This window comes from Allomuricauda sp. ANG21 (genome assembly GCF_040705235.1).
Taxonomy (GTDB): Bacteria; Bacteroidota; Bacteroidia; order Flavobacteriales; family Flavobacteriaceae; genus Flagellimonas; species Flagellimonas marina.
Map to the genome: position 1 here is coordinate 951,060 of NZ_JBFCVT010000002.1, position 21,924 is coordinate 972,983.

General features: G+C 40.0%; 16 protein-coding genes and 1 tRNA gene. 6 read left to right on the top strand and 11 right to left on the bottom strand.

What is annotated here, in order from left to right; translation table 11 throughout:
- Positions 1-126: 126 nt before the first annotated feature.
- Entirely contained in the window at positions 127-1,227 is a 1,101-nt protein-coding gene (locus tag AB1A65_RS06600; RefSeq protein ID WP_366586974.1) for a DUF4407 domain-containing protein, read from the bottom strand.
- 165 nt (positions 1,228-1,392) lie between these two features.
- Positions 1,393-2,784 (bottom strand): dipeptidase, encoded by a 1,392-nt coding sequence (locus AB1A65_RS06605; protein WP_366586976.1) that lies wholly within the window; start codon positions 2,782-2,784, stop codon positions 1,393-1,395.
- Positions 2,785-2,955: 171 nt separating this feature from the next.
- On the opposite strand from AB1A65_RS06605, the gene AB1A65_RS06610 reads away from it, so the two are divergent.
- Positions 2,956-3,037, top strand: a tRNA-Leu gene (locus tag AB1A65_RS06610).
- Positions 3,038-3,278: 241 nt separating this feature from the next.
- On the opposite strand, the gene AB1A65_RS06615 is transcribed toward AB1A65_RS06610, so the two are convergent.
- The 5 genes from AB1A65_RS06615 to ssb all read right to left on the bottom strand — a co-directional run bounded on the left by AB1A65_RS06615 (position 3,279) and on the right by ssb (position 7,012).
- Positions 3,279-3,935 carry a hypothetical protein gene (locus tag AB1A65_RS06615; RefSeq protein WP_366586979.1) on the bottom strand — a complete coding sequence of 219 codons (657 nt, stop codon included), beginning with the start codon at positions 3,933-3,935 and terminating at the stop codon, positions 3,279-3,281.
- Positions 3,936-4,482: 547 nt separating this feature from the next.
- A complete protein-coding gene (locus tag AB1A65_RS06620) occupies positions 4,483-4,959 on the bottom strand; it encodes a hypothetical protein (RefSeq protein ID WP_036382240.1) in 477 nt (158 codons plus the stop codon).
- Between the two features lie 231 nt (positions 4,960-5,190).
- A complete protein-coding gene (locus AB1A65_RS06625; protein WP_366586981.1) occupies positions 5,191-5,778 on the bottom strand; it encodes a BfmA/BtgA family mobilization protein in 588 nt (195 codons plus the stop codon).
- 378 nt (positions 5,779-6,156) lie between these two features.
- A complete protein-coding gene (locus AB1A65_RS06630; RefSeq protein ID WP_036382244.1) occupies positions 6,157-6,606 on the bottom strand; it encodes a RadC family protein in 450 nt (149 codons plus the stop codon).
- 37 nt (positions 6,607-6,643) lie between these two features.
- Positions 6,644-7,012, bottom strand: a complete 369-nt coding sequence (gene ssb / locus AB1A65_RS06635; protein ID WP_051947249.1) for a single-stranded DNA-binding protein — start codon at positions 7,010-7,012, stop codon at positions 6,644-6,646.
- A 697-nt stretch (positions 7,013-7,709) separates the two neighbouring features.
- Between ssb and AB1A65_RS06640 the strand changes: the two genes are divergently transcribed.
- The 5 genes from AB1A65_RS06640 (at position 7,710) to AB1A65_RS06660 (ending at position 13,030) form a co-directional block, all read left to right on the top strand.
- Positions 7,710-8,159, top strand: a complete 450-nt coding sequence (locus AB1A65_RS06640) for a hypothetical protein (RefSeq protein ID WP_036382246.1) — start codon at positions 7,710-7,712, stop codon at positions 8,157-8,159.
- A gap of 272 nt (positions 8,160-8,431) precedes the next feature.
- On the top strand, positions 8,432-8,902 hold the full coding sequence (locus tag AB1A65_RS06645) for a hypothetical protein (RefSeq protein ID WP_036382248.1): 471 nt from the start codon (positions 8,432-8,434) through the stop codon (positions 8,900-8,902).
- Positions 8,903-10,159: 1,257 nt separating this feature from the next.
- Entirely contained in the window at positions 10,160-11,221 is a 1,062-nt protein-coding gene (locus AB1A65_RS06650) for a glycoside hydrolase family 172 protein (RefSeq protein ID WP_197062575.1), read from the top strand.
- Between the two features lie 75 nt (positions 11,222-11,296).
- A complete protein-coding gene (locus AB1A65_RS06655; RefSeq protein ID WP_366586984.1) occupies positions 11,297-12,352 on the top strand; it encodes a hypothetical protein in 1,056 nt (351 codons plus the stop codon).
- Between the two features lie 306 nt (positions 12,353-12,658).
- Positions 12,659-13,030 carry a LacI family DNA-binding transcriptional regulator gene (locus AB1A65_RS06660; RefSeq protein ID WP_081894304.1) on the top strand — a complete coding sequence of 124 codons (372 nt, stop codon included), beginning with the start codon at positions 12,659-12,661 and terminating at the stop codon, positions 13,028-13,030.
- Between the two features lie 60 nt (positions 13,031-13,090).
- On the opposite strand, the gene AB1A65_RS06665 is transcribed toward AB1A65_RS06660, so the two are convergent.
- The 4 genes from AB1A65_RS06665 to AB1A65_RS06680 form a co-directional block, all read right to left on the bottom strand.
- Positions 13,091-15,106 carry a pectate lyase gene (locus AB1A65_RS06665; protein WP_366586986.1) on the bottom strand — a complete coding sequence of 672 codons (2,016 nt, stop codon included), beginning with the start codon at positions 15,104-15,106 and terminating at the stop codon, positions 13,091-13,093.
- 207 nt (positions 15,107-15,313) lie between these two features.
- Positions 15,314-16,486 carry a DUF4185 domain-containing protein gene (locus tag AB1A65_RS06670; RefSeq protein ID WP_051947252.1) on the bottom strand — a complete coding sequence of 391 codons (1,173 nt, stop codon included), beginning with the start codon at positions 16,484-16,486 and terminating at the stop codon, positions 15,314-15,316.
- 65 nt (positions 16,487-16,551) lie between these two features.
- Complete coding sequence (locus AB1A65_RS06675) at positions 16,552-19,794, bottom strand: VCBS repeat-containing protein (RefSeq protein ID WP_366586988.1); 3,243 nt, start codon at positions 19,792-19,794, stop codon at positions 16,552-16,554.
- A gap of 240 nt (positions 19,795-20,034) precedes the next feature.
- A complete protein-coding gene (locus AB1A65_RS06680; RefSeq protein WP_366586991.1) occupies positions 20,035-21,894 on the bottom strand; it encodes a RagB/SusD family nutrient uptake outer membrane protein in 1,860 nt (619 codons plus the stop codon).
- Positions 21,895-21,924 lie beyond the last annotated feature (30 nt).

Here is a 21,924-nt window from a genome sequence, read left to right on the forward strand (position 1 = left end):
GCTTCATTTTTAGACGATATCCCCTGTCAGCGGATAAAAGTGAATTTCAGGAAATTTCACTTCCTATTCAAAGTCCAATTGACGGAAGGGGGTTTTGGATTGATAAATGGGAAGATTCAAAGTTTGCTACAAGCCTTTTACCTGCACATTGTGGAAAGAATCGGCCTGTAATCGGAGCAACTCTTCTGCCTTTTCTTTTTTGTAGCGATAGAGCTCTTCTTCGCTCTTAATGTCAGCATAGATTTGTGTATTGATTTCACCATCAGTGGCCATCAACAATTTGCGTTGTGCCACTTTTTGGGTCACCCATGTGGCCACGACGCTTTCCTGCTCTTCAAATTTGTAATCGTACTCCCCTTTTGGAGCCAACAGTTTAGCAATAATGGGAGCGGTTTCAATCGCCAAGAACAATAAAAAGATAAAGAACGAAGGAAACCACGGCAATTTTCCCAATGCATTGATGCGGGCCATAAGCCCATCAAAACCATCAATAATCGGTTGAGAATTTGAGACGGCGGTGCTGTAGTCAATTTCCAAAGCGGCAATTTGAGCTTCGAGGCCTTCAATTTTAGCGGCGTTGGTCTCTTTTAAGGTGTTCAATTCCGCCAAGTACGCATCATGCTTTTCTCGCTTTTCTTTGTAGACGGGTCCTTTGCCCAACAAACCTGTTCCTGCGGTTCCTTCGGCTTCAGAAATATAGGTGTCGTACAACGCATTGGTCTCTGCCTCTTTGGTGGCTACTTCATTTTTTAGCGAAGCAATGTCTTGGTTTAGACTTTCAATTTTTGGAGTGTATTGCAGGGCCAATTGTTCTTTGTTGTTTAAGGTCATGGCGTTTTTTTCTTTCAATAGCACCTGATTGATTTCCTTTTCAAAAATCTTCATTTCCAAAGGCTTGGAAATCACCACGGCAATAATGATGGCCAAAACAATTCGTGGTGCCGCTTGGAGCAATTCACTCTTAAAATTGTTACGTTTTTTTATGGTGGAGACAATGTATCGGTCCAAGTTAAAAATCAATAGTCCCCAAATCAAACCAAAGAAAATGGAGGTGAATATATTGTCAAAAACTGTGTAAAGTGCATAACCGCTGGCGATAAACGCCATGATGGCCGTGAAGAAAACGGTGGCGCCAATACCAGCGTATTTGTTTCGTTCCCCGTTGGAACAGGTTTCAAGAATAAGGGTGTCGGCTCCCGAGCAGAAGATAAAAAATCGTTGTAGCATGATAGTGTTCTTTGATTGACCCTTGGGCTTCCTACCTGTCTGCCAGACAGGCAGGTGCTCAGGGCAGGTTGTTTATTAGAACGTGATTTGGGGTGATTTGTTACATAATCAACACAAAAAAGCCACTTTTAAGTGGCTTTTTTGTTATATGTAATAATTGAAAAATCAGCCTTTGGCCATTTCAGTATAGTACTTGTAAAAATAGGGGATGGTCTCAATGCCCTTTAGGAAATTCCAGACCCCGAAATGTTCGTTGGGGGAGTGGATGGCATCGCTGTCCAACCCAAACCCTAAAAGAATGGTCTTGCTATCAAAAACATTTTCAAAAAGTGCCACGATGGGAATACTACCACCTGTGCGCTGCGGCACCGGGGTTTTGCCAAAAGTGGTTTCCATAGCTTTGGAAGCTGCTTGGTAGCCATCGCTGTCAATTGGGGTGACATACGCCTGACCACCATGGTGTGGTGTCACTTTCACCTTAACACTTTTTGGGGCCAAGGACGTAAAATGCTTCGTGAACAGGTCAGTAATCTCGTGCCAATCTTGATTGGGCACCAATCGCATTGAAATTTTAGCATAAGCCTTGCTAGCGATTACGGTTTTTGCACCTTCGCCCGTGTAGCCGCCCCAAATGCCGTTCACATCCAAAGTAGGCCGGATTCCGAAACGCTCGGTGGTGGTGTAGCCTTTTTCACCATGTACATCATCAATGTCGAGGGCTTTTTTATAGGCTTCCAAATTGAAGGGGGCCTTGGCCATTTCCGCACGTTCCTCATCCGAAATGATTTCAACCTTATCATAAAACCCAGGGATGGTAATGTGGTTGTTTTCATCATGCAGTGAGGCAATCATCTTGGCCAATACGTTGATAGGGTTGGGTGCGGCACCTCCATATATCCCGGAATGAAGATCACGGTTGGCCCCGGTCACTTCCACCTGAACATAACTCAGTCCTCGGAGTCCAGTGGTAATGGATGGAGTGTGGTTGGAAATCATCCCCGTATCGGAAATTAAGATAATGTCGTTTTTAAATTTTTCTTTGTTTTCCTTTAGGAAATCCTCCAAACTATCGCTTCCTACTTCCTCCTCACCTTCAATCATGAATTTTACATTGCAGGGAAGCTGGTTGTTCTTGATCATGAACTCCACAGCTTTCACATGCATAAAAAATTGACCTTTATCGTCACAGGCACCCCGCGCAAAAATGGCGCCGTCTGGGTGTAGATCGGTTTTCTTTATCACCGGCTCAAAAGGAGGGGAATCCCAAAGATTCATAGGGTCCGGGGGTTGCACATCGTAGTGGCCATAGACCAATACTGTAGGTAGGTTGGGGTCGATGATTTTATCCCCGTAAACCACGGGATAACCCTTGGTTTCGCAGATTTCCGTGTTGTCACAACCGGCATCCTCCAGTGATTTTTTAACGGCCTTTGCCGTTTCCAAAACATCCGTGGAATATGCGGGGTCTGCACTGATGGAAGGTATTTTTAGAAGTTCAATAAGCTCGTTAATGAATCGGTCTTTGTGCGTGTTGATGTAGTTGTTTAGTTGTTCCATATATGTTTTAAAAAGGACACTAAAAGTACAAAAAACAAGTTTTTAAAGTAGGCCGGTTTGCAAATCGGAAAATTGATTTATATTTGCACTCCCTTTTGCGGGTGTGGTGGAACTGGTAGACACGCTAGACTTAGGATCTAGACAAGGAAAAGTTCATAAAATATTGAAAAAGCGGGTGTGGTGGAATTGGTAGACACGCCAGACTTAGGATCTGGTGCCGCAAGGCGTGGGGGTTCGACTCCCTTCACCCGCACTTTTTCATTTAAATAATTTCAAGGAAAAGCTCTTCAATTTTGGGGAGCTTTTTTTGTTCGGGTACAACATAGGTACAACATTTGCTCATTTGCGCCCCCTGCACTAGATTTTTTTTCAATTGAAAACAATTGGGATTAAAAGTAATTCAGGTCATATTTTTTGGCATAATATCGGTCATTTTGAAAATCTATTTTGACCACCAATCCTTTCTTTCCCAGAAGTTTCTATTTATCCTTTGATCAGGGATAGAACATGCTTGAATGTTTTTCTTGACTTTCAATAAAAGAGTTTCGTTTGATACCTTTTAAAAGGAGTATTTCTTTTTCTATCATCGGATCGAACCATTCAATTTTTTCATTCGCCCACTCCAGCCATTTTAAAATTTCTTCGGTCAGTTCACCCTTGGATTCATGATACCTTTTAAAATCTTGGATATAACTTCTGAGCTGGGTTGTCATTTCATGTCTTTTCATGTCCTTGAAAAGTGACTTCATGGCTTTCAATTCTTTGTCTCTTAGTGCTTGAAGCTGCTGTTCTATTTTTTGTTCTTCCAAGTATCGTTTACGCCGTTCCTCTCTTTCAATTCTTTCTTTTTTCAGCTCCTTGGCAGTCAATTCCAATTTAGTCAGAATTTTGACGAGCTGTTCTTCCAAAAGTTCATTTTTATTGTCCGTCCATTTCTTTGTTGCAGAGTAATCAGCATCCATCTTAAACTTTAAAATGCCACTTGGGTGGTATTCATAATTTGTCCATCTCTCTTTTTTGACCATAACCCTTTTTGATTTTTCACGACACTTTATATTGATTTTTTCGTCAAATATGATAGCATAGGTTATATATTCTTCGACAACTATATCATGGCCTCTCTTGTGGAGTAACTTGATCAATGCATTCATGAACCGAAGTGCCCTGGGAACCATCTGTTTTGAAACCTCTATGTTTAAAACCCCTTTCGTGGTATAGATTATATCCTTGTACTGATAGCTGGGATTGAAGTTTGAAGTTTCAAGATCGGATTTAGCATTTTGGATCAAAATATCTGGTTTGTACATTCTCGTTGGGACCGATAGCGGCAAGGAAGGGTTGTTTTTGATTTCGTTTTTCAAGGCATTGTATTTGCTCAAGTACGGATCTATTATATTCTCTTCTAACCTCAAACAGAGTTTGATGTCACTAAGTTTTTTATCTGTTATTGGCAGAGTACTTTGAATATTACAACCATGAAAGAAGACACCAGTCCATCGACTATGAAAGACCCATTGATCTATTCAAGAGAGCAGCTTGATAATTATATTAGTTTTGTAGAGAAACTGTCCTAAAGATCGGGGTATCTACACGTCTTCTTCAAGCTGAAAAGGACAAGATTAATTATATGGAAAAACTTCTAAATAAATAGAAGTTCTATTAGTTCAAATAATTGTTCTTTTGATAATCAATATTGACTTAAGAAAATATTGACCAATCCTCCGGGTCAAATGAACCGTATTGGCCATTTAAGGGAGGTAACTCAGCAAACTCACTAACATATTTTTCCAATTCTATAGATTCCGATTTCTTGGGAAAATCATTGGGAAATATTTGGATGAAGAGGTCTTGAATATTAATCTTATTTCGAATTCGATAATATTTCCTTCCCATTTGAGTATGACCGGAAGATACGGGCCCTGATCCATCTACATTGGAGTTGTCAAAAAGTGCTTTTTGAAGATTGGATACTCTTTTAACCAATGGCACCTCGGTCATTCCTATGTACAGAATCCCGTTTTTGTCATTATTAAAAAGACGTGGTATTACTTTGGGATGCCCATTTTCAAAATAATATAGTTTATAAATCCCTATCCTCTGACTATCTTTTATCTTTTGCAGCTCTGATTGAAAGGATTTTGGTTCTTGATTGACTCTTAAATATGGACTATCCATTTTCTGTTTTATGCTGTTATAAGCTAATTTACAACCACGCTCTTCATGAACCTGTAAGTCTTGACACTGATGAAGATATAAAATCTAAACTTTGTTCATCTATCTAATAAAATTTGAATACCTTTTAAAAGTGCTAAAACACTGTTATGTTTATGCATATCCTGAATACTTTGTAAAGAAAAACACTGTAATTCTTTCCCGGTTTTTCTTGTGAAGTGGCGAAATCCCTTTTTACATATTCTTGAGTTTTGTTCGGTATTTTTCGATGGCCCCAGGATTTAGATCCAATTTAAGGTAATCCTTACCGAAGCGGTTATAGTATTCCGATACATGGTCCAACACATAGGCGAAATCCTCCTTCAGCTCTTCCATTCGTTCCTCCAATCGGACATACCGGATTTTGGGAACTGTGGTCTCTTTATCCAATAGCTCTGGATCGGTTGGGGTATTTATCTCCGTCAGTTGCTTCTCAAAAAATTCGAAATCACCTTCCCATTCTTCGCCCACCTCCGTTTCCAGTTCCTGTTCAAAGAGCGCCTGAATCATACTTACAGTTGGCAAAGTCTGCTCCTTTTCGATACTTCGCATGATAGCCACCATTGAATTGAAACGTCTTTTGATCAAATATTTCAGGCTTGCTATGGTCTCGTGCATCCGTTCATCAGGTGAGATCCCATTGTGTTCAAAGAATTCCACCATGGCCAACAAGGTCATGGTCTGTGACTTCCCTTGCCGTTTGGAAAAACTCCTGAATTTCCTTGCCACTGAGACTTTGACCTTCATGGCCGCGAACCGTTCTTTTTCGTATCCTTTATCCATTTTTTCACCAAAAACCATTGGAGCTCAAATTCCTTTAGATCCCAAGAACCCTTATGAACAGTGCTTTTCCGAAGGAAAATGAATCAATAGCGCCGCGCTTGCGCGCTATCCTCTTGCTCTACCTTTTCGTCCCGCAGGGACAAAAATGAATCGCACAACATGGTTTAAAAACCAGTTGCTTCCTATTTAAAAGTCAAATCGAATGGTACGGACTTCAGGAAAGTCAAATCAATGGGATTGCCGTACTTCGGGTATTGTTCATAACTGTTTTTAAAGGTATGGAATTCAATCTATTGAACATAGAAAAACCCAATCATAATGATTGGGTCGTTATGGCCGGTTTTGGCATCCATTGTTTTTTTGCCATTTCCATATGGATCACATCAAACCATGATCGGCAAAACTGAAATAGCTTCCATCGGGTGCCAAGATGATATGGTCCAAGACCTTTACATCAAAAAGCTGTGCAGCCTGTTTGATCTTTTGGGTCAATTGCCTGTCCTGTTCACTTGCCCTCAACTGCCCAGAGGGATGGTTATGGGTAAGGATTATCCCCACGGAAAGGGTCTTTAGGATAATTGCAAAAAGGATTCGTATATCCACCAAGGTTCCTGTGATACCTCCAATGGACAAGGGATAGATCCCTTTGACCTTATTGGATTGGTTGAGCAATAGGATCTTGAACGTCTCGTGCAATCCTATGGTATCGGTATCCCAGTTCTCGAACAACAATCTCCCCACATCATTGGAATTGGTGATCGAGAGGGATTTCAAGGTGCTGGGTTTCTCATGGTAACTGATTCGTATTTCGTTGACTCTATGTTCCATTTTACTCTTAATTATGGATAGATAAAGAAAGGGACGCCTATTTCCCATGGGCACCCCTGACCCGATCAATCGTTGTTATCTCCCAACAATAAATCTCACTTAAGACCACTTCGGTCACATAACGTCTGTTCCCTTCCTTGTCCTCATAGGAACGGGAGGTCAATTTTCCATCTACGGCAATCTCTTTGCCCTTGTCCACAAATTCTTTGATGATGTCGGCCAGCTTTCCCCATCCGATAAGGGTGTGCCATTCGGTATTGGTCACCCGTTCCCCTTGTTTGTTCCTGTAGTGCTCGTTGGTGGCCAAGTTCACACGTGCCACGCGTTTTCCGTTTTCAAGATCGGTGATCACGGGATCTTGTCCCATATTTCCGATCAACTGCACTTTGTTTCTTAATGTACTCATGATAAAAAGCATTTAAATGCCTGCCTGTCGGCAGACAGGATTAATAAATCCTCCTTATACTTTGTTCAATTGTTCCCAAATTTTAAGGGGGTGTTTGTTTGCTTCTTACGTGCATCGCACAATAAAAGAAGGGGGTTCTGTCAAGGCTTTTGGACGGAAATCGGGAGGCTCCGCAACATAGCAAAACCTTGAGGTTTTCAAGGCAGGGGAATCCCTATTTGCGAACAAAACCTGTCTTGGCCTTGACAGGTTCCATTGGAGCCCTTGGGAATGCCATCTGACCCATTGGCAAGGGAGCGTACGGAAAGTTAAGCGACTGTGGACGAAGGTGTCCTGATTGGAAGTCCCTGGGCACAACCCTGTTTTACGATGACCCGGAAAACAACAAAGGGCTTCTTTTATTAAGGACCCCTTAAAATTTGACCACTACCAAATACCATTTAAAGTATTCCCACAAAGTTCCAAGAAAGCTTTGTGTTGGAAGACGGATAAGAAACTTTTAAACAAGTTTTGGTCAGAGCGTAAATCCCCATGTTTTAGGTATGAGAAAGAATTCAAGATTACTGTTTTAAGAAAGCTTGGTTAAAGGTCGCCGGTATCATATCTTCAATTGCATCTATTCATTCCAATTAAGTATATAGATGTATATTACAATCATATTAATATGTTGTAGCTGATTAACCCAACCAAAAAAGGAATGAAAAAAATAATAGTACTGTTATTACTTTCAACAATCACATATATATCATGTGAAAAAGCTGAAAAAGAAACAGACAAAATTGAAATAGCGAAAAAGTTTTATGTTGCGATTGACAATTCAAATCACTCAAAAGTGACTGGATTAATTACGGAAGAGTTTACAACCATTGATGATGGATACGAACAAAAATATGTCCAAAATAAATACGCTGAATGGGTGAAATGGGACTCTGTTTTCCAACCGACCTATGAAATCCTCAAAATCGAAAAAGATGACGATATTGTCAAAGCCAAGATTTCAAAAATTGATAAGAGAATTTCTTTTCTACACGACCAACCTATAATAATGAATGAGACAATATTATTTGATGGTGATAGAATAGTGTTGAACGAACTTCTGTATCCTTCAACGTCGAAAAATTTATTAAACGCAGAGATGAATTTGTAAGTTGGGTTGAGGAAAATCACCCAGACTTGAATGGCTTTTTACGTGACCAAACTTTGAGTGGCGGAATTAAATACTTAAAAGCGATTGAATTATTTAAAGGATATCAATAACATGCCACAACAGCGTTAATTTGCAAAAACTACTGAATTTCCCGATTGAAATTCCAACTCCTTTTACTTATTGACATAGCTTGGCTAAAAGTATTCATAATATTTGTCGATTAGAGAAACCATACTATGCAATTTTGTAAGCCCTAGTTAATTGAAAAAACCATGAAACTGGGTCAATATATTCTTTTACTACTTATTGTTGTTCTCGGGACTTCCTTGTTCTTTTTTGGAAAGAATGAGATGAATGCCAAATCACTTATTGAGAGGTTTGAAAACGGACAGTTTCCAATCACCGAGTACAGAAAATATGCAAATGAAGATTATAGAGGAGCATCTGCCTTTCCCATGGATGCAAATTATGTAGGGTTAATTACATCGCACAGGGTAAAGAAGAGAAATAAAATATTAACTGTGGGAGGTGGGACTTCTGCGGCAATTATTATATTATTTTTTATTGCGTCATATTATGAAAACAAAACCAACCCACTAAAAAATCTGGATGTTTTAAGGCGAAATGACATTATCTCCGAGTCGGAATTCGTTGAGAAAAAAGAACAAGCAGTAAGAAAAAATGCATCTAGAAAAGAGGAAAAGCTAAAAAAAGAGAATACGAGAAATTGGTCTCGGAATTAGATAATTTAAAAGCAAAAGGAATTATTTGCGATGAAGAGTATCAAGAAAAATTAAATAGAATTAAAGAAAAACAGCGTTAAAATTCATTGAAGCCTTTTACTTAAATTAAGCCTATCATTACAGGAAAGGTGTTCCTACGGGCAATTCCCTTTTGAGTATTATTAGCCAAAATTTAAACAAAAGAAAAATGCATGATGTCAGTTACACGAAATTTCAAAGATTTTTTTCTTATCTAAAAGATAAAGGATTAATAACACTAGAGGAAAGTGTTGATTTATTGACGGAGTATATTCAGAATGGCACCGTGACATTTAATACTTTATCTGAAAGCAAATCGAAAGAAGCAAAAGTGTTACTTCGACAATATGCAAACGGAGAACTAAAAATTGAATAATAAGAGAAAATCATAGGTCTTTAAATCAAGTTAGCCCTATCATTTCTATTATTAAAAGGTCGGCAATTCAGTACCTATTCATTTCCCACCGTACTAATGACTTGGAAAATCATCGAAAGCATAAAAGTTTGAGTTCAACCTAACTCCTTATTTTATGCTATTTAGGGTATATTTTGCCAAAATACGGGTACGTTTATTTTTGAGTTATAATACGAAAGAATATGAAGTGAATATACATTCAAGGATATTCCTTGAGCTATAGATGTACCGTACCCTGTAACGAGGACTTCCCTGTTCAATAGTTCTTCCCATCTATGTGATGGCACCGAAATTTCCTTGGTTCTCAAGGGAGTAACCTACCTTTAGTATACCACTAAGCGACCCTTTCAGAACAAAGATGAAGGTCTTGATTTTTGCAAGCTATATTCTTATACTGCATTTTACTTTTTTGTAAAATTCTCACGCAAACCATAACTACATATAATTTAAAAATAAATCCAAAAAGACGTTTTTTTGATAAATTTAAACGTTTAAATATTGCGGTATTATAATTTTTGTTACTTTTACAAGTAATTAAGTTTTGAAAAATACTTAAACGTTTAACTTGTACTTTGGCATTTTGTACGGCTTGTTCCAAAGACATGGGTTCCTAAAAAGAATCATTTTTTATTATGTCAAAGAAAGTATTGGATTTATGTTATTGGTTCAAAATTTTATTGGAGATTAAACAAACAGAAATATAAATTATTATGAATAGAATGTGCATTTCGAAGACAACCTTTTACATCCAAACAATCCTCCTTTTGGTGTGTACTTATCCGCTTTTTTCTCAGCAAAAAGAGGAAGGGGCATTATGGATGCCTATGGATTATACAATACAACGTATTTCCAGTTATGATGTAACTGGAGCTAACGACGATGGAAATTGGAAAAACAAGATCAAGCCTGGAGAGACTCGAACTATAGGAGATGTAATTGGGCCTGGAATTATCAAGCATATTTGGGTTACTATAGCGAGTGGGGAATACTATCATCTTAAAAAAATAGTTCTCAGGATTTATTGGGATGGTGAAAACAACCCAAGTGTTGAAACCCCTATAGGGGACTTTTTTGGGCTTGGTTTGGGGAAATACAATTTGTATGAGTCTAAATTTACTTCTGTGGGTTCGCAAAGGGCACTCAATGCCTATTTTCCTATGCCCTTTAAAAAATCCGCAAAAATTACCATTACCAATGAAGGAGATGAGGCCATAGGTGCATTTTATTATAACATCGACTGGGAGAAACATAAATCCTTGCCAGATGAAACCCTTTATTTCCATGCACAATACAGGCAGGAAACCCCAACAGACGGATGGACAAATGATTGGGAACGTAATAGCGATTCTATTGTCAACAATCATAAAAATCCTAAAGGCGAAGGGAATTACATGATTATGGAAGCTAAAGGAAAAGGACATTTTCTTGGTGTAACCCATAGTATCATCCAAAATCAAGGTGATTGGTGGGGAGAAGGAGATGAAATGATATTCATAGATGGTGCAGAGGATGCACAGATTAAAGGAACCGGAGCGGAAGATTATTATCTCGGAGCTTGGTGTTATGGTGGATGCGGAATCAATCCTTTTGGCAATGATAAGCCTGAATTTGCTTATGACAGCTATGGCAACCCGTTGAACGGTGGTGATGATAGGGGGGCGCAGTGGACCGTTTATCGTTTTCATGATGAGTCACCGGTAACATTTACCAAGTCGATTAAAATGACCATAGAGCATGGACATGCCAACCATAGGTCTGATAATTATTATACGGTGGGCTATTGGTACCAGACAGAACCTCATATGCCTTTCCCAAAATTACCCGAGGTTAAAGAACGTTTACCAAATGTCAAAAATACAGAGGGACCAACTTTTGGTAAAAACTAATAAAGATTTATGGTAACCATAGAAATTATAAAAATATTGACTTTGAATTTATTTGCTAGATTATTAAAAACCACGATGCCGGTATTTTGTATGACGCTCTTGGCCATATCTGTGAATTCCTGTAACTCAAAGAATGAGAAGGCCAATGATGGAGATGCTCAAGAGACCTACTCACATAATTGGATAACGCCCAATGCTGACGGAGGAGACTGCATACCTGTCTGGGGACACCATGACGGTATCAGAATTGGTCTTGCACCGACAGGTGGGCCACGTGGACTTTTGCGTGTATATGCGCCTTACCTGAATCTAAGTACAGATTCGTTGAAGATGATAAACTTCATTGCCTTGGAACCCATTATATCTGGTGGTGATTCAAGAGGTTTCTCGGAATTGGAGCCCAGTACACTTGACAATGTTAGGGGAAAGCGGTTTTGGAGTGCAAATAGAGCCGATGCCATTGAACCTCGATCTGTTCAAGATTGTGCATCGGGGGTAATAGAGCAGGTCAATGGGAGGGAGGCCCTAACACTTTATGTTCATTCAGAAGAATTTGATTCTGGTGCCAAAGTATATGTCCGGGTCCGGTTTTATGAAGATAGCCCTTATGAGATTGAACTTACATCCTATACTGCCGAGGAGTCGGCCCCATTGGATAATTTTATACTTACCGCAACCATGGGAAACTTTGCAAGGTTAAGAAATTTATATCTCAAAGATGGCATAAAATCATCATGGTTATTGTGGCCGGATTATAGGGACAGCAATTTTACCCCACATGATTATACCTCGGTAAGCAATATGTTGGAGGATAAGAATGGGTCAGTTTATTTTGTAGCGGCACCCAATGAGGATGACCCTACTGCTGTTACATATTCCTCGGATACAAAAGAACATTGGAAATACAAGGGACAGAAGGCTACCCAATATTGGAAAAAACTAAACCCCAGTCCCAATTTAAATGGATTGGTGAATGGAAGATATGCCTATTGGGCCAGTGAATCACCAATCCCTGGAGGGATTTCATATGAAAATTTTGAATTGAAAGAACCCTTTAAAAATGGATCTGTATTTTATTTTGGGGTCAGCCCTTTGGACCCAGAAACCTTTATTGGTTCAATTGAAAAATAAGAATATGAATGTTCCGCACAAAATAACATGACCTTGCTGCGCAATGAATTTTATGGAAAAGCAGGGCATTAAAAGTAAGTTTATTTAGTTGTTTGAGTTAGTTAGGCATGCAAAGTTGGTTTTCCCTTTTGAAAGTTTACGCTTTTAAGCATTACTTTCTTGATAAATACGTTTCAACCAATTTATTTTTGGGAAACCAGCTTTCTGCATGTTAGTAAAGACTTCTCTTGTTCAATTTGTTTCTGTTGAAATTTTCCTTTTGGAAGTATGATGTCAACAGAGAGTTCATTTAGAAAGTTTTAGTTAATGATGTGCAGTATTACATTAAAGGAAATGGCCAAGTTATTGGGGTGTTCAGCGTCAACCATCTCCAAGGCACTTAATGATAGCCCGGAAATAAGTGAGGCAACCAAGGTTCAGATCAAAAGAGCTGCGCAATTCTATAACTATACTCCAAATGAGATTGCCCAAAGTTTAAAAGGAAAGGGAAAGCAGGTTTTAAACATTTCCATACCTAAATGGAAAGAAGAAAAATGTCAAAAATTGCTTAATGAGATCATAGATCTTTCCCAATCTGAATATGAAAGGGACAGTGCTCACAACAATGTCCTGAATACGGGATTCCCAAATCGCAAGAATCAATCAAGAACAAGATTGGTTCTATTACGGTTTGAATAGTACTGATTGTGCCGATTATCAGTTAGCACATTTTAATAAAGGCACTTATATTTTTTTCAATCAAGGGTTTTTATCTATCATAAAATCAGTTCCATAATGATCCCTGATACGGCCATACGCTTCTGAAGCAGCCCCATTGCCCCAATCGTAAATGGTAAAATCTCCAATGCCTAGGCCATCTTTTGAAGTAGTACCATTATGGCCATAATTTTCCATCGTAAATCCATAGTCCTCTTTCCCAAAATGGGGGTGTTTGGACTCCCACTGTGTCTTGGTCTGCGGGTTCTCCGGGCAATACATCATCACAAAAGAGGCTCTAAGTGCCGCAAGCCCACGTTGCACATACTCTTTGGACCCCAATTCCTTTCCATACTTAATGATCAGTTCGGCGAACAGGCTCTGTCTAGCATCGTTCCATTCTGCATCGGCATTCATAACACCAAAACCTCCAAAGGTTTTTACATACATATAGGGAGGTTGCCATGTGGCTTGTGTCATTAGCAATTCATCCAATACAACTTGTCCATGATCCAAGTATTTTTGTTGTCCTGTAATTTGAAATGCCTCATAAAGTGCCTCAGAAGTCCAGAAAGTGGATAAATTGTTTTGTTTGAACATGTTGTTCCGTCCAATTTTTTTGTTGACCAGGTCAATGTTTCCATAACTGGAGCATGACCAATATGTTTCAAAGTCTTCCCATCTTCCAACTGGTACAACTTCTTTGATGAGTATATCAATTGCTTTTAGTGCAGCATCCCTGTATTTTGTATTCTTGGTGGTTTTATAGGCATTGAACAAAAATGTAGCTGACATGGCCGTTTCGGGTGATTGGTCCAGAATTCCCATGGGCTCATGAGTTCTTACTGAAATCCATCCGGGAAAGTACCCTTTTTTATCTTGTAGTTCCAAGAGCTGCTCGGCATAGGTTATGGCATAGTCGAGCAATCTTGGATCCTTTTCCAGGTCCATATACCATAATAGCATTTGGTTCGCTGTCCAACTCATGTCCAAAATATGGTAAGGGGAATCATCGGGATTGCCCCAATGAATACCCTCAATTTGTGTAGGGTTCATAAATGGATTACGGTTGGAGTTTCCAAAATAGTGGGTATCCCATCCCTTGGACTTACGAAATGTACTTCCTTCAACAGTTGTATCTTTCATTTTGGTTGCGATTATTCCTGGGAAAAAACCGTTTTCTTGGGGGAACAACAAAGCCAATTCCTTGGTCATGATGGCTTTTTCCATCAATAGGGTATCTCTTTTTCTTTTTGCGTAGCGGAAAAGGCCAGATGCGGAACGCAAAGAACTAAACCATGCTTGGTTCCAAATGGATTTGAATTCCCTCTCGAAAGGAGGTTTTTCATAGTTTGGGCTTTGACTCACATTTACAATAAAAGTGGGTGCGCCAACTTTTTTGCCCTTAAGTTCGAATTCCTGCCATACCACACCCTTCCAATCTTGAAAGGCCCATTGATAGGTGTGATCCACATATTTTTCCAAATCTATAGTTCCCAAGGGCTCCCTTTTTTTGTATAGTTTTTCACCAAATGAATCCCAATAGAAGGCCAAGATATCCCGCCATGGGTTCTTAGTCTGGTCCAACGTGTTACTTGCTTTTATATAAAATGAAAAATTATAGACATCGGGCTTGTAAACGGTACCACCCTCTTTGACATAGAGAACATGTTCTTGAACTTTTGATTTACTCCAACCTAAAATCATTTCGTTGTTTTCCGCATTCAAATCCATATACCATTTGGGACCGGATGCGGCAATTGACCGTAATTCAGGGAAAACCGCCAATCTTTGATTGTTCACTTTTTCGGTCATAATCATGGCCGGTGCCCTAAAGACATGTTGGGGAACAATATGGCTGTCTGTGGGTGTCAAATGGGGAGACCAGTGAAAATCTGGTTGGAACGATGGCCGAATGGTAACTTTCCAATCGTCATCGTTCAAAAGCTCATCGACCGTAAAATTTATATTGATTCGGATTGTGCTGCTGTCAATGATATCAAGTCCTGTTTTTGGATTTATTCCTCCCAAAGATTCTATCTCAATATTTTCTATCAAATTTTTAAAGAGAGACGGTGCCTCAGTGCGACCAATATCCAAAAAGGGATCTTGATTGTTTGATTGACAGCCAGCCAAAACCAAAACTGAGAGCAATATGGGTTTTATCTGAATCAAGGTACTTGTTCGCTTAAATAAGGTATAAAATTGACTGATATATAAAATCATAGATAAGTTGTGTCTCCTATTTGTTAGAGTGTTTGCAATTTAGTTTTCAAGTTCCAAGGATGCTTTCATCAGAAAAACATTGTAGGGTTGCCACATGGACATGGTAAAGTAAATATCACTTCCCGTAATACTTTTGGGATGCATAAATGATCCATACATTATTGGATAGGTTTCAGGGTCTGCGATGATTTTTTCCTCAGACCACACACCATTGATATGTTCGGCAGTGCGCATAACCACTTTTTGATCTTTGTTTGAATGCCTGGTATATAGGGTGATCCAAAGTTTAAATTTTTCATTGTAAATCAGCGAAATTTCACCAACGGGTGCTGGAAAAATTGGGGCAGCCATTGTATCATCCCCTTTGACCCATTTCTTTTTCATCCCTAAATACTCAAACTTTGAGAGATTGGGGAAATTTTCCTCGCTCACTTTGGCCAAATAAGCAGGGCCCTTTCTTCCAGATTTAGTACCTATCATATAAATCATGCCATTTTTTTTAGCAAATGCCATTTGGGCAAATTTGCTATCACACTTAAAATGGACACCTTTCACCTTGGACCACGAATGGCCTTCATCATTTGATTTGTAGATGGATGAATGATTGGTGGTCCATTCGCCTGGAGCATCCCATGACCTGACGTTCATATAATGCACATATTCTGTGCCAGCAATGCTAATGGCCGCGGTAGGAATGGAGGTCCAATCTCCTGTACCTATAGTGTCATGGGCGCTTAGTATTACTTCCTTTGCGTGACCTTTGGAGTTGGCCAACATTGTGGAAAAAGTCAAGCCATCTTCCAAAATGGAATCTGTGGAGAAAGCCAATACATTGGAACGCCATGATCCCCCACTGGGACCTCCTCTAGGTGAGGCCTTAAAATCACTTCCGTAGGTATCCCCAAAGAAAGATCCTACCTTACCATTGTCCATTTTCCAAAAAATACCCAAATCGGTACCGCCCACATTATATTTTTGATGTGTCATGTTCGGATTTGCCAATACTTCGTCCTTTAAGGAAGCTCCTGTAACCCTAGCAAGGCGTTCGCAATACACTACCTTTAAACGCTTGTTCGAGTTGGGTTGCACACTATCAGAAATGGATTGTTTCATACCCTGTTCCTGACCATTGCAAGGAGCTTTGTGCCCTAAAAAGAAAAATACCAAGAGAACTGATTTCAATAAAGACTTTATCAAATTTTTGTACATCATGATTTCAATTTTGCTTTATGGCATTATACATGGAAATACTTTTTGGGTCAACCATCCGAAAAGCTCTACCTTTGATATATTTGAAGAGAATCATTGTTGTTCGTGATCAATATAAGGTCACCCGATAATCGATGGACCAAATTGATATGTCTACTGTCCTTTGGGATGTTGATTCCTGATTTTGTTGGTGCTATAGGGGTAAAGTTGGAAGAACCATCCCCCAATAATAGACAGCCCAATCCAGAATCATACCTAATGGTTTCGACTTCTACACCATAGTGATTTCCCACGACTAAAATGTCCATATGCCCATCGTTGTTGAAATCGCCGGTCAGGGATGATTTGATGGGAAATATTTGGGCCTCTGTCGGTAGCGGCTTTTGAATGAATTTATCTCCAGTATTAATTAAAATAATACTCTCCAAACTTTGAATCTCATGAAGTACGGCGCTCCCAATTCTTTCTTCTGGTAATATATCGGTAAGTTTAGATGAGGCATAACTGTGGTAATCCTTGAACTTGTTAGCTATATAGGGCATTTGGTTGCTCATACATTCACGTCCCCGTAAGGGAACATAGGCGTCTTTGTATTCTTTGGCCAACACAATGTCATTGGTGCCATTTTTGTCAAAATCGTCGGCATAGATTCGTAAAGGTTGGGCTTTGGTAGGTTTAAATTTATTATTCAGCCCAAGATTACCGACTACAAAATCTTCATCCCCGTCGTTATCGATATCCGCCGCAGTAATGGACCACCATATCCCTTTTGTTTTTTGTAGACCCCATTTCTCGGAATTGTCCACGAAGTGACCGTTGCTATTTTCAAGAAGTATAATGTTCATCCATTCACCTACTAGAAGAATGTCCATGTCCCCATCGCCATCAATATCAGAAAAGGTAGCATCTGAGACCAACCCTATATTGGCTAGGGCAGGTGCAATTTCAGTGGTCTTGTCTATATATTTTCCATCCTCGTTTATAAAAAGGTGACTACTTGCCGGATGTGGATATCGGCCGGGAACGAGGCGGGTTCCCACCAGCAGATCCAGATCGCCGTCTTTGTCAATATCAGAAGCCCTTGCACATTGGCTGCTTACATATTTTTCTGGAAGTATATCCCTGTCATGATGAAATGTGCCCACTCCATTATTGATATACACTCTGTCTTCCAATAATTTGGAACCCTGATTGAACTCGTTTCCACCGCTCGCAATGAAAAGGTCCATGTCGTTATCGCCATCCACATCTAGGAAAATGCACCCGAGATCTTCAGATTCTTTCTCCATTTCCCATGGCTGTGAGGGGTTCAGGGCAAAAGAGCCATCCTCTTTTTGGATGAACAACCTTCCTGATTGTCCACTGGCACCACCGATGAAGACATCTTCAAGCCCATCACCATTTATGTCGGCAATGGCAGAAAAGGGGCCGTTCTCGGATAACCGGTGCGGTAAAAGTGTCTCTTCCTGAAAGTCGTTGTACTCATTTTCCTTATGGACGAACCTTAATCCGATGGAAGTTGGATTTATGCCAGAAAACATTTTGGACTTGACTCTTTCCTTTACTTTGTTGGTTTCAGCATTTTTATGCCGTACCACAATTGAGGTGTTGGGCATTGGGTCTTCAATTATGTTACGTTTGCCATCTGGCCATAGGACCTCTAATCTTTCAATTTTCTTTTCATTTCCCAAACCAAATAGGATGCTAGGTTCCATAGAGGATAGGTAACCCCTTGAAACATAATTCTCTGCACTTTGGAATTGGCCACTATGGTAGAGGAGTGCTTTGGCACCATAACCAAACAAATTGTCTCTCGGTCCCTCAAAATACAACTTCAAGAAATTTCCACCCGTTGTGTTTCTGTATACAAATGCGGGGGCATCAATGTTGTTTGTAATTATATCCATATCACCATCGTTGTCCAAATCACCATAAGCGATTCCAGTGGTAAACCCGGATTGATCAAAGCCCCATTCTTTTGACTCTTTTTTGAAGCGGAATCTCCCTTCGTTTTTAAAAATGTAATTGGGAAGGGGAACGGAAGGGGCATCTTTGCTGGCTTCCAAAAGATTTAAGGGGCCTTTTTCAATCTTTTTGCTGACCTTGTTTAAAAAGTCATTGTTACGGATGTCCTTTTTAATCCCATTGGAGACTACAATGTCCCTAAGGCCATCATTATCAAGGTCCACGAGCAATCCTGACCAACTCCAATCTGTCTTTGCCATCCCGGCTAAATTTCCAACATCGTAGAAATTTCCCTCACCGGAATTTATCTGCAAGGTATTGAACATGTATTGCCGATGCTTGCCCCATTCCACAAGCTGGAAGAATTCTTTTGGGTTCATGGAGCCCATATTGGTCTTTGATCTATAATGGTCTTCAGCGGCCATATCCAAGGTTATCAGATCGGTATGACCGTCGTTGTTAACGTCTCCGGCATCAACACCCATACTGAACCTTGAAATGTGCCTTAATTTTTGGTCAATCACATTGCTGAAAGTGCCATCCCCATTATTGTAGTACATAAAGTCTGGTTCATCGTAGTCGTTGCTCACATACAGGTCCGTCCATCCATCATTGTTAAAGTCACTTGCTACAACACCAAGCCCATGGGTCAGTGACTGCGATAGGGTAGCTTTTTGAGAAATTTCTTTATATTTTCCGCCATCGTTTCTATATAATTTATCCCGATGATAGACCGCTCTTGACCTTGGAATTTTATAGCGTAAAAACAATCTAGGGTCAGGAGGCTGGTTTACCTGATACATATCAAGATCACCATCATTATCCATATCAAAGAAAATCGCTTGGGTTGAGAACCCCTTATCGGCCAATCCGTAAACTTGTGCAGATTCGGTGAAGCTGAGATCTTTATTATTGATATATAACAGATTTGCCCGATCATCTGGATTCATGGAATCCCCATTTCTGCTAATATAAATATCAAGATAACCGTCGGAATTTACATCGGCCATGGTTACTCCCATGGACCAACCAGGATTTGACCCGATTCCTGCTGTTTGCGTGATATTCTTAAACTTGAAACTGCCTTCGTTCAAGTACAGTTGATCGTTGACCATATTGCCGGAGAAAAAGACATCGGATAAACCGTCATTGTTAATATCTCCGATGGCTACACCTGCTCCATTATAGATTTGGCTATAGAATAGATGATTTTTTTGCTGTGTTTCTTTGATTTGATTGTTAAATGTAATCCCCGTTTCTTGGAGGGTTAATAATTGAAACCCAGGGGTTCCTTTCTTGGTCAAGAATTCCTCGGATTCAGTGCACCCCAAGATAAGAACATACAAAATTATAGAACATTTGTATATGTTATTCCTATGAGGTTTGGCTTTTGGTAATTCCCAAAAAGATAACATATCTGTGTTCATGGTTAGTATTGATAAATAATATGGAGGGCAATTGCGTAAATTATTTTACCCTTTACCTGTTTGTTTAATAGGACTAGACCTCAATAATATGAGGTCTAGTCTATATTTCGGCAACCTTCTCTTGATTCCTGAAATTTGATTTGTGAGCATATTGAAATTTTAGTTGTAACCCGGGTTCTGCTCTAACAATGGGTTTAAGTTGAGTTCATTTCTAGGAATGGGAAAAAGTTCGTGTTGTCCATCTATAAAATCCTTTCCTTGTGCCCTTAATAGTTCGCCAGCACGGCCTTGTCTCCTTATATCGAACAGACGATGCTGTTCCATGGCCAGTTCCACCCTTCTCTCATGCCAAATGGCCTCCAATAATTGTTGGCCAGATGAAGTTATGTCCGGCAGTAATTCTTCGGTGGTGATGGAAAGATTTAGCGTCTGTACGTTTGTGCTCTTTGAGCCGCCACTATACGTTTCCGTGATTCTGTCCACAACCACGGGAACCGATGAGCCTGGGGACAAAGATTCCATCTGGGTCTTGTATTCGGACATCGTAGAAACTGATACACCATCAATTGACTTGATCACATCCAGGTTGTTTACCAGAAGTATAGAGTTGGATTCAACGAGTTCCCATTCAATGGGTTGTATCCCTGCGTCAAAAGAGGGTCCAGAGGGTCCGACATATCTCACGAATGGACTTCCTGTAATTCCAGGCATTCCAACCGCATTGGCCACTACTCCGTCCAATGCTTCCGGAATGATCCCCAAAGTTGCCGATTGTCCGTTTCTAGCTCTAGCCCTCACCATATTAACGTACATCTGTGCATCTGCAACTTTTCCGTTTTGAAAGGCCGCCTCCGCCGCTGTGAGCAAAATATCAGAGTACCGAAGCCTACGGATATTGGTTCCGCTGTTGAGATTGCCTCCCGTATTTTCCAGTGGTGTAAAGGCTTTTTGGTTATATCGTTCATCAATCATAAACGGATTGTCCGTCACAGCGGCTGCTGGTCCATAAGGTGTAGTCTCATGGACAAAGAGAACGGTTGACTGCATCCGGTTATCACCAGGCTCATAACTGTCCAAAAGATCTCTTTCTGAACTGTTAAAGCCCCATCCCAAATTAAGACCACCACGAACACCTTGAGGGTTACTGAAAGTTGTTCCTCCAGAGAAATCGCTTGCGGCCAATGCTTGTATTTCAAAGATGGATTCAACATTGTTTTCCCCTTCGGGAACAAAGATTTGGCTGTAATCAGGTGTCAGGGAATATTCACCTGAATTGATTACCTCCAGTGCAAGATTTTCAGCTTCCTGGTACTCATTTTGGAACATGTGGACCTTGGCAAGTAACCCTTGCGCAGCTCCTTTTGTGGCCCTGCCCAAATCATTGAGCTCATATTCCGATTTTAGGGGAAGTGCCGCAATGGCATCATTGAGGTCACTTTCAATTTGATCATATACTGCCGAGACCTCTGCTCTAGGCTGTTCAAACTCTCCAATGGCAGAAGGGGCAGTGATTAAAGGCACACCGCCGTAAGACCGAACCAGAAAAAAGTACGAATAAGCTCGGATAAATTTGTTCTCCCCGATTAATCGGGTCTTCATCCCTTCATCCATTTCAATATTGGGAATATTTTCTATGGCTGAGTTGGCACGATAAATAATTTGATAATACCATTCCCATAAACCATTGAAAACACCTTCTGCTGGGTCATAGTTCAGGTCGTCTATTCTACCAACATCGGTTCCGTCCGTTGGTTCGGTCCCCTTATTTGAATCGTCAGAGGCGATATCCGTCATGCCTAGATACCAGATGTAATGTACACTGCTCCAAAAGCCATCAGCCCGGTCAAAATTTACCATTTGCTCATAAGTTGCATTTGTCGCTTGTACGGCATCATCTTCTGTAAGGAAAAAATTGGACAGCGTACGTTCCCCTCGTGGAGGTTTTTCAAGTAAATCCTTGGTACAACCTACGGCTAGTATAGTAACCATTGTGGCGAACACAATGTAGAACTGTTTCATGAATATATTTTTTCGTTGCATTTTTTAAGA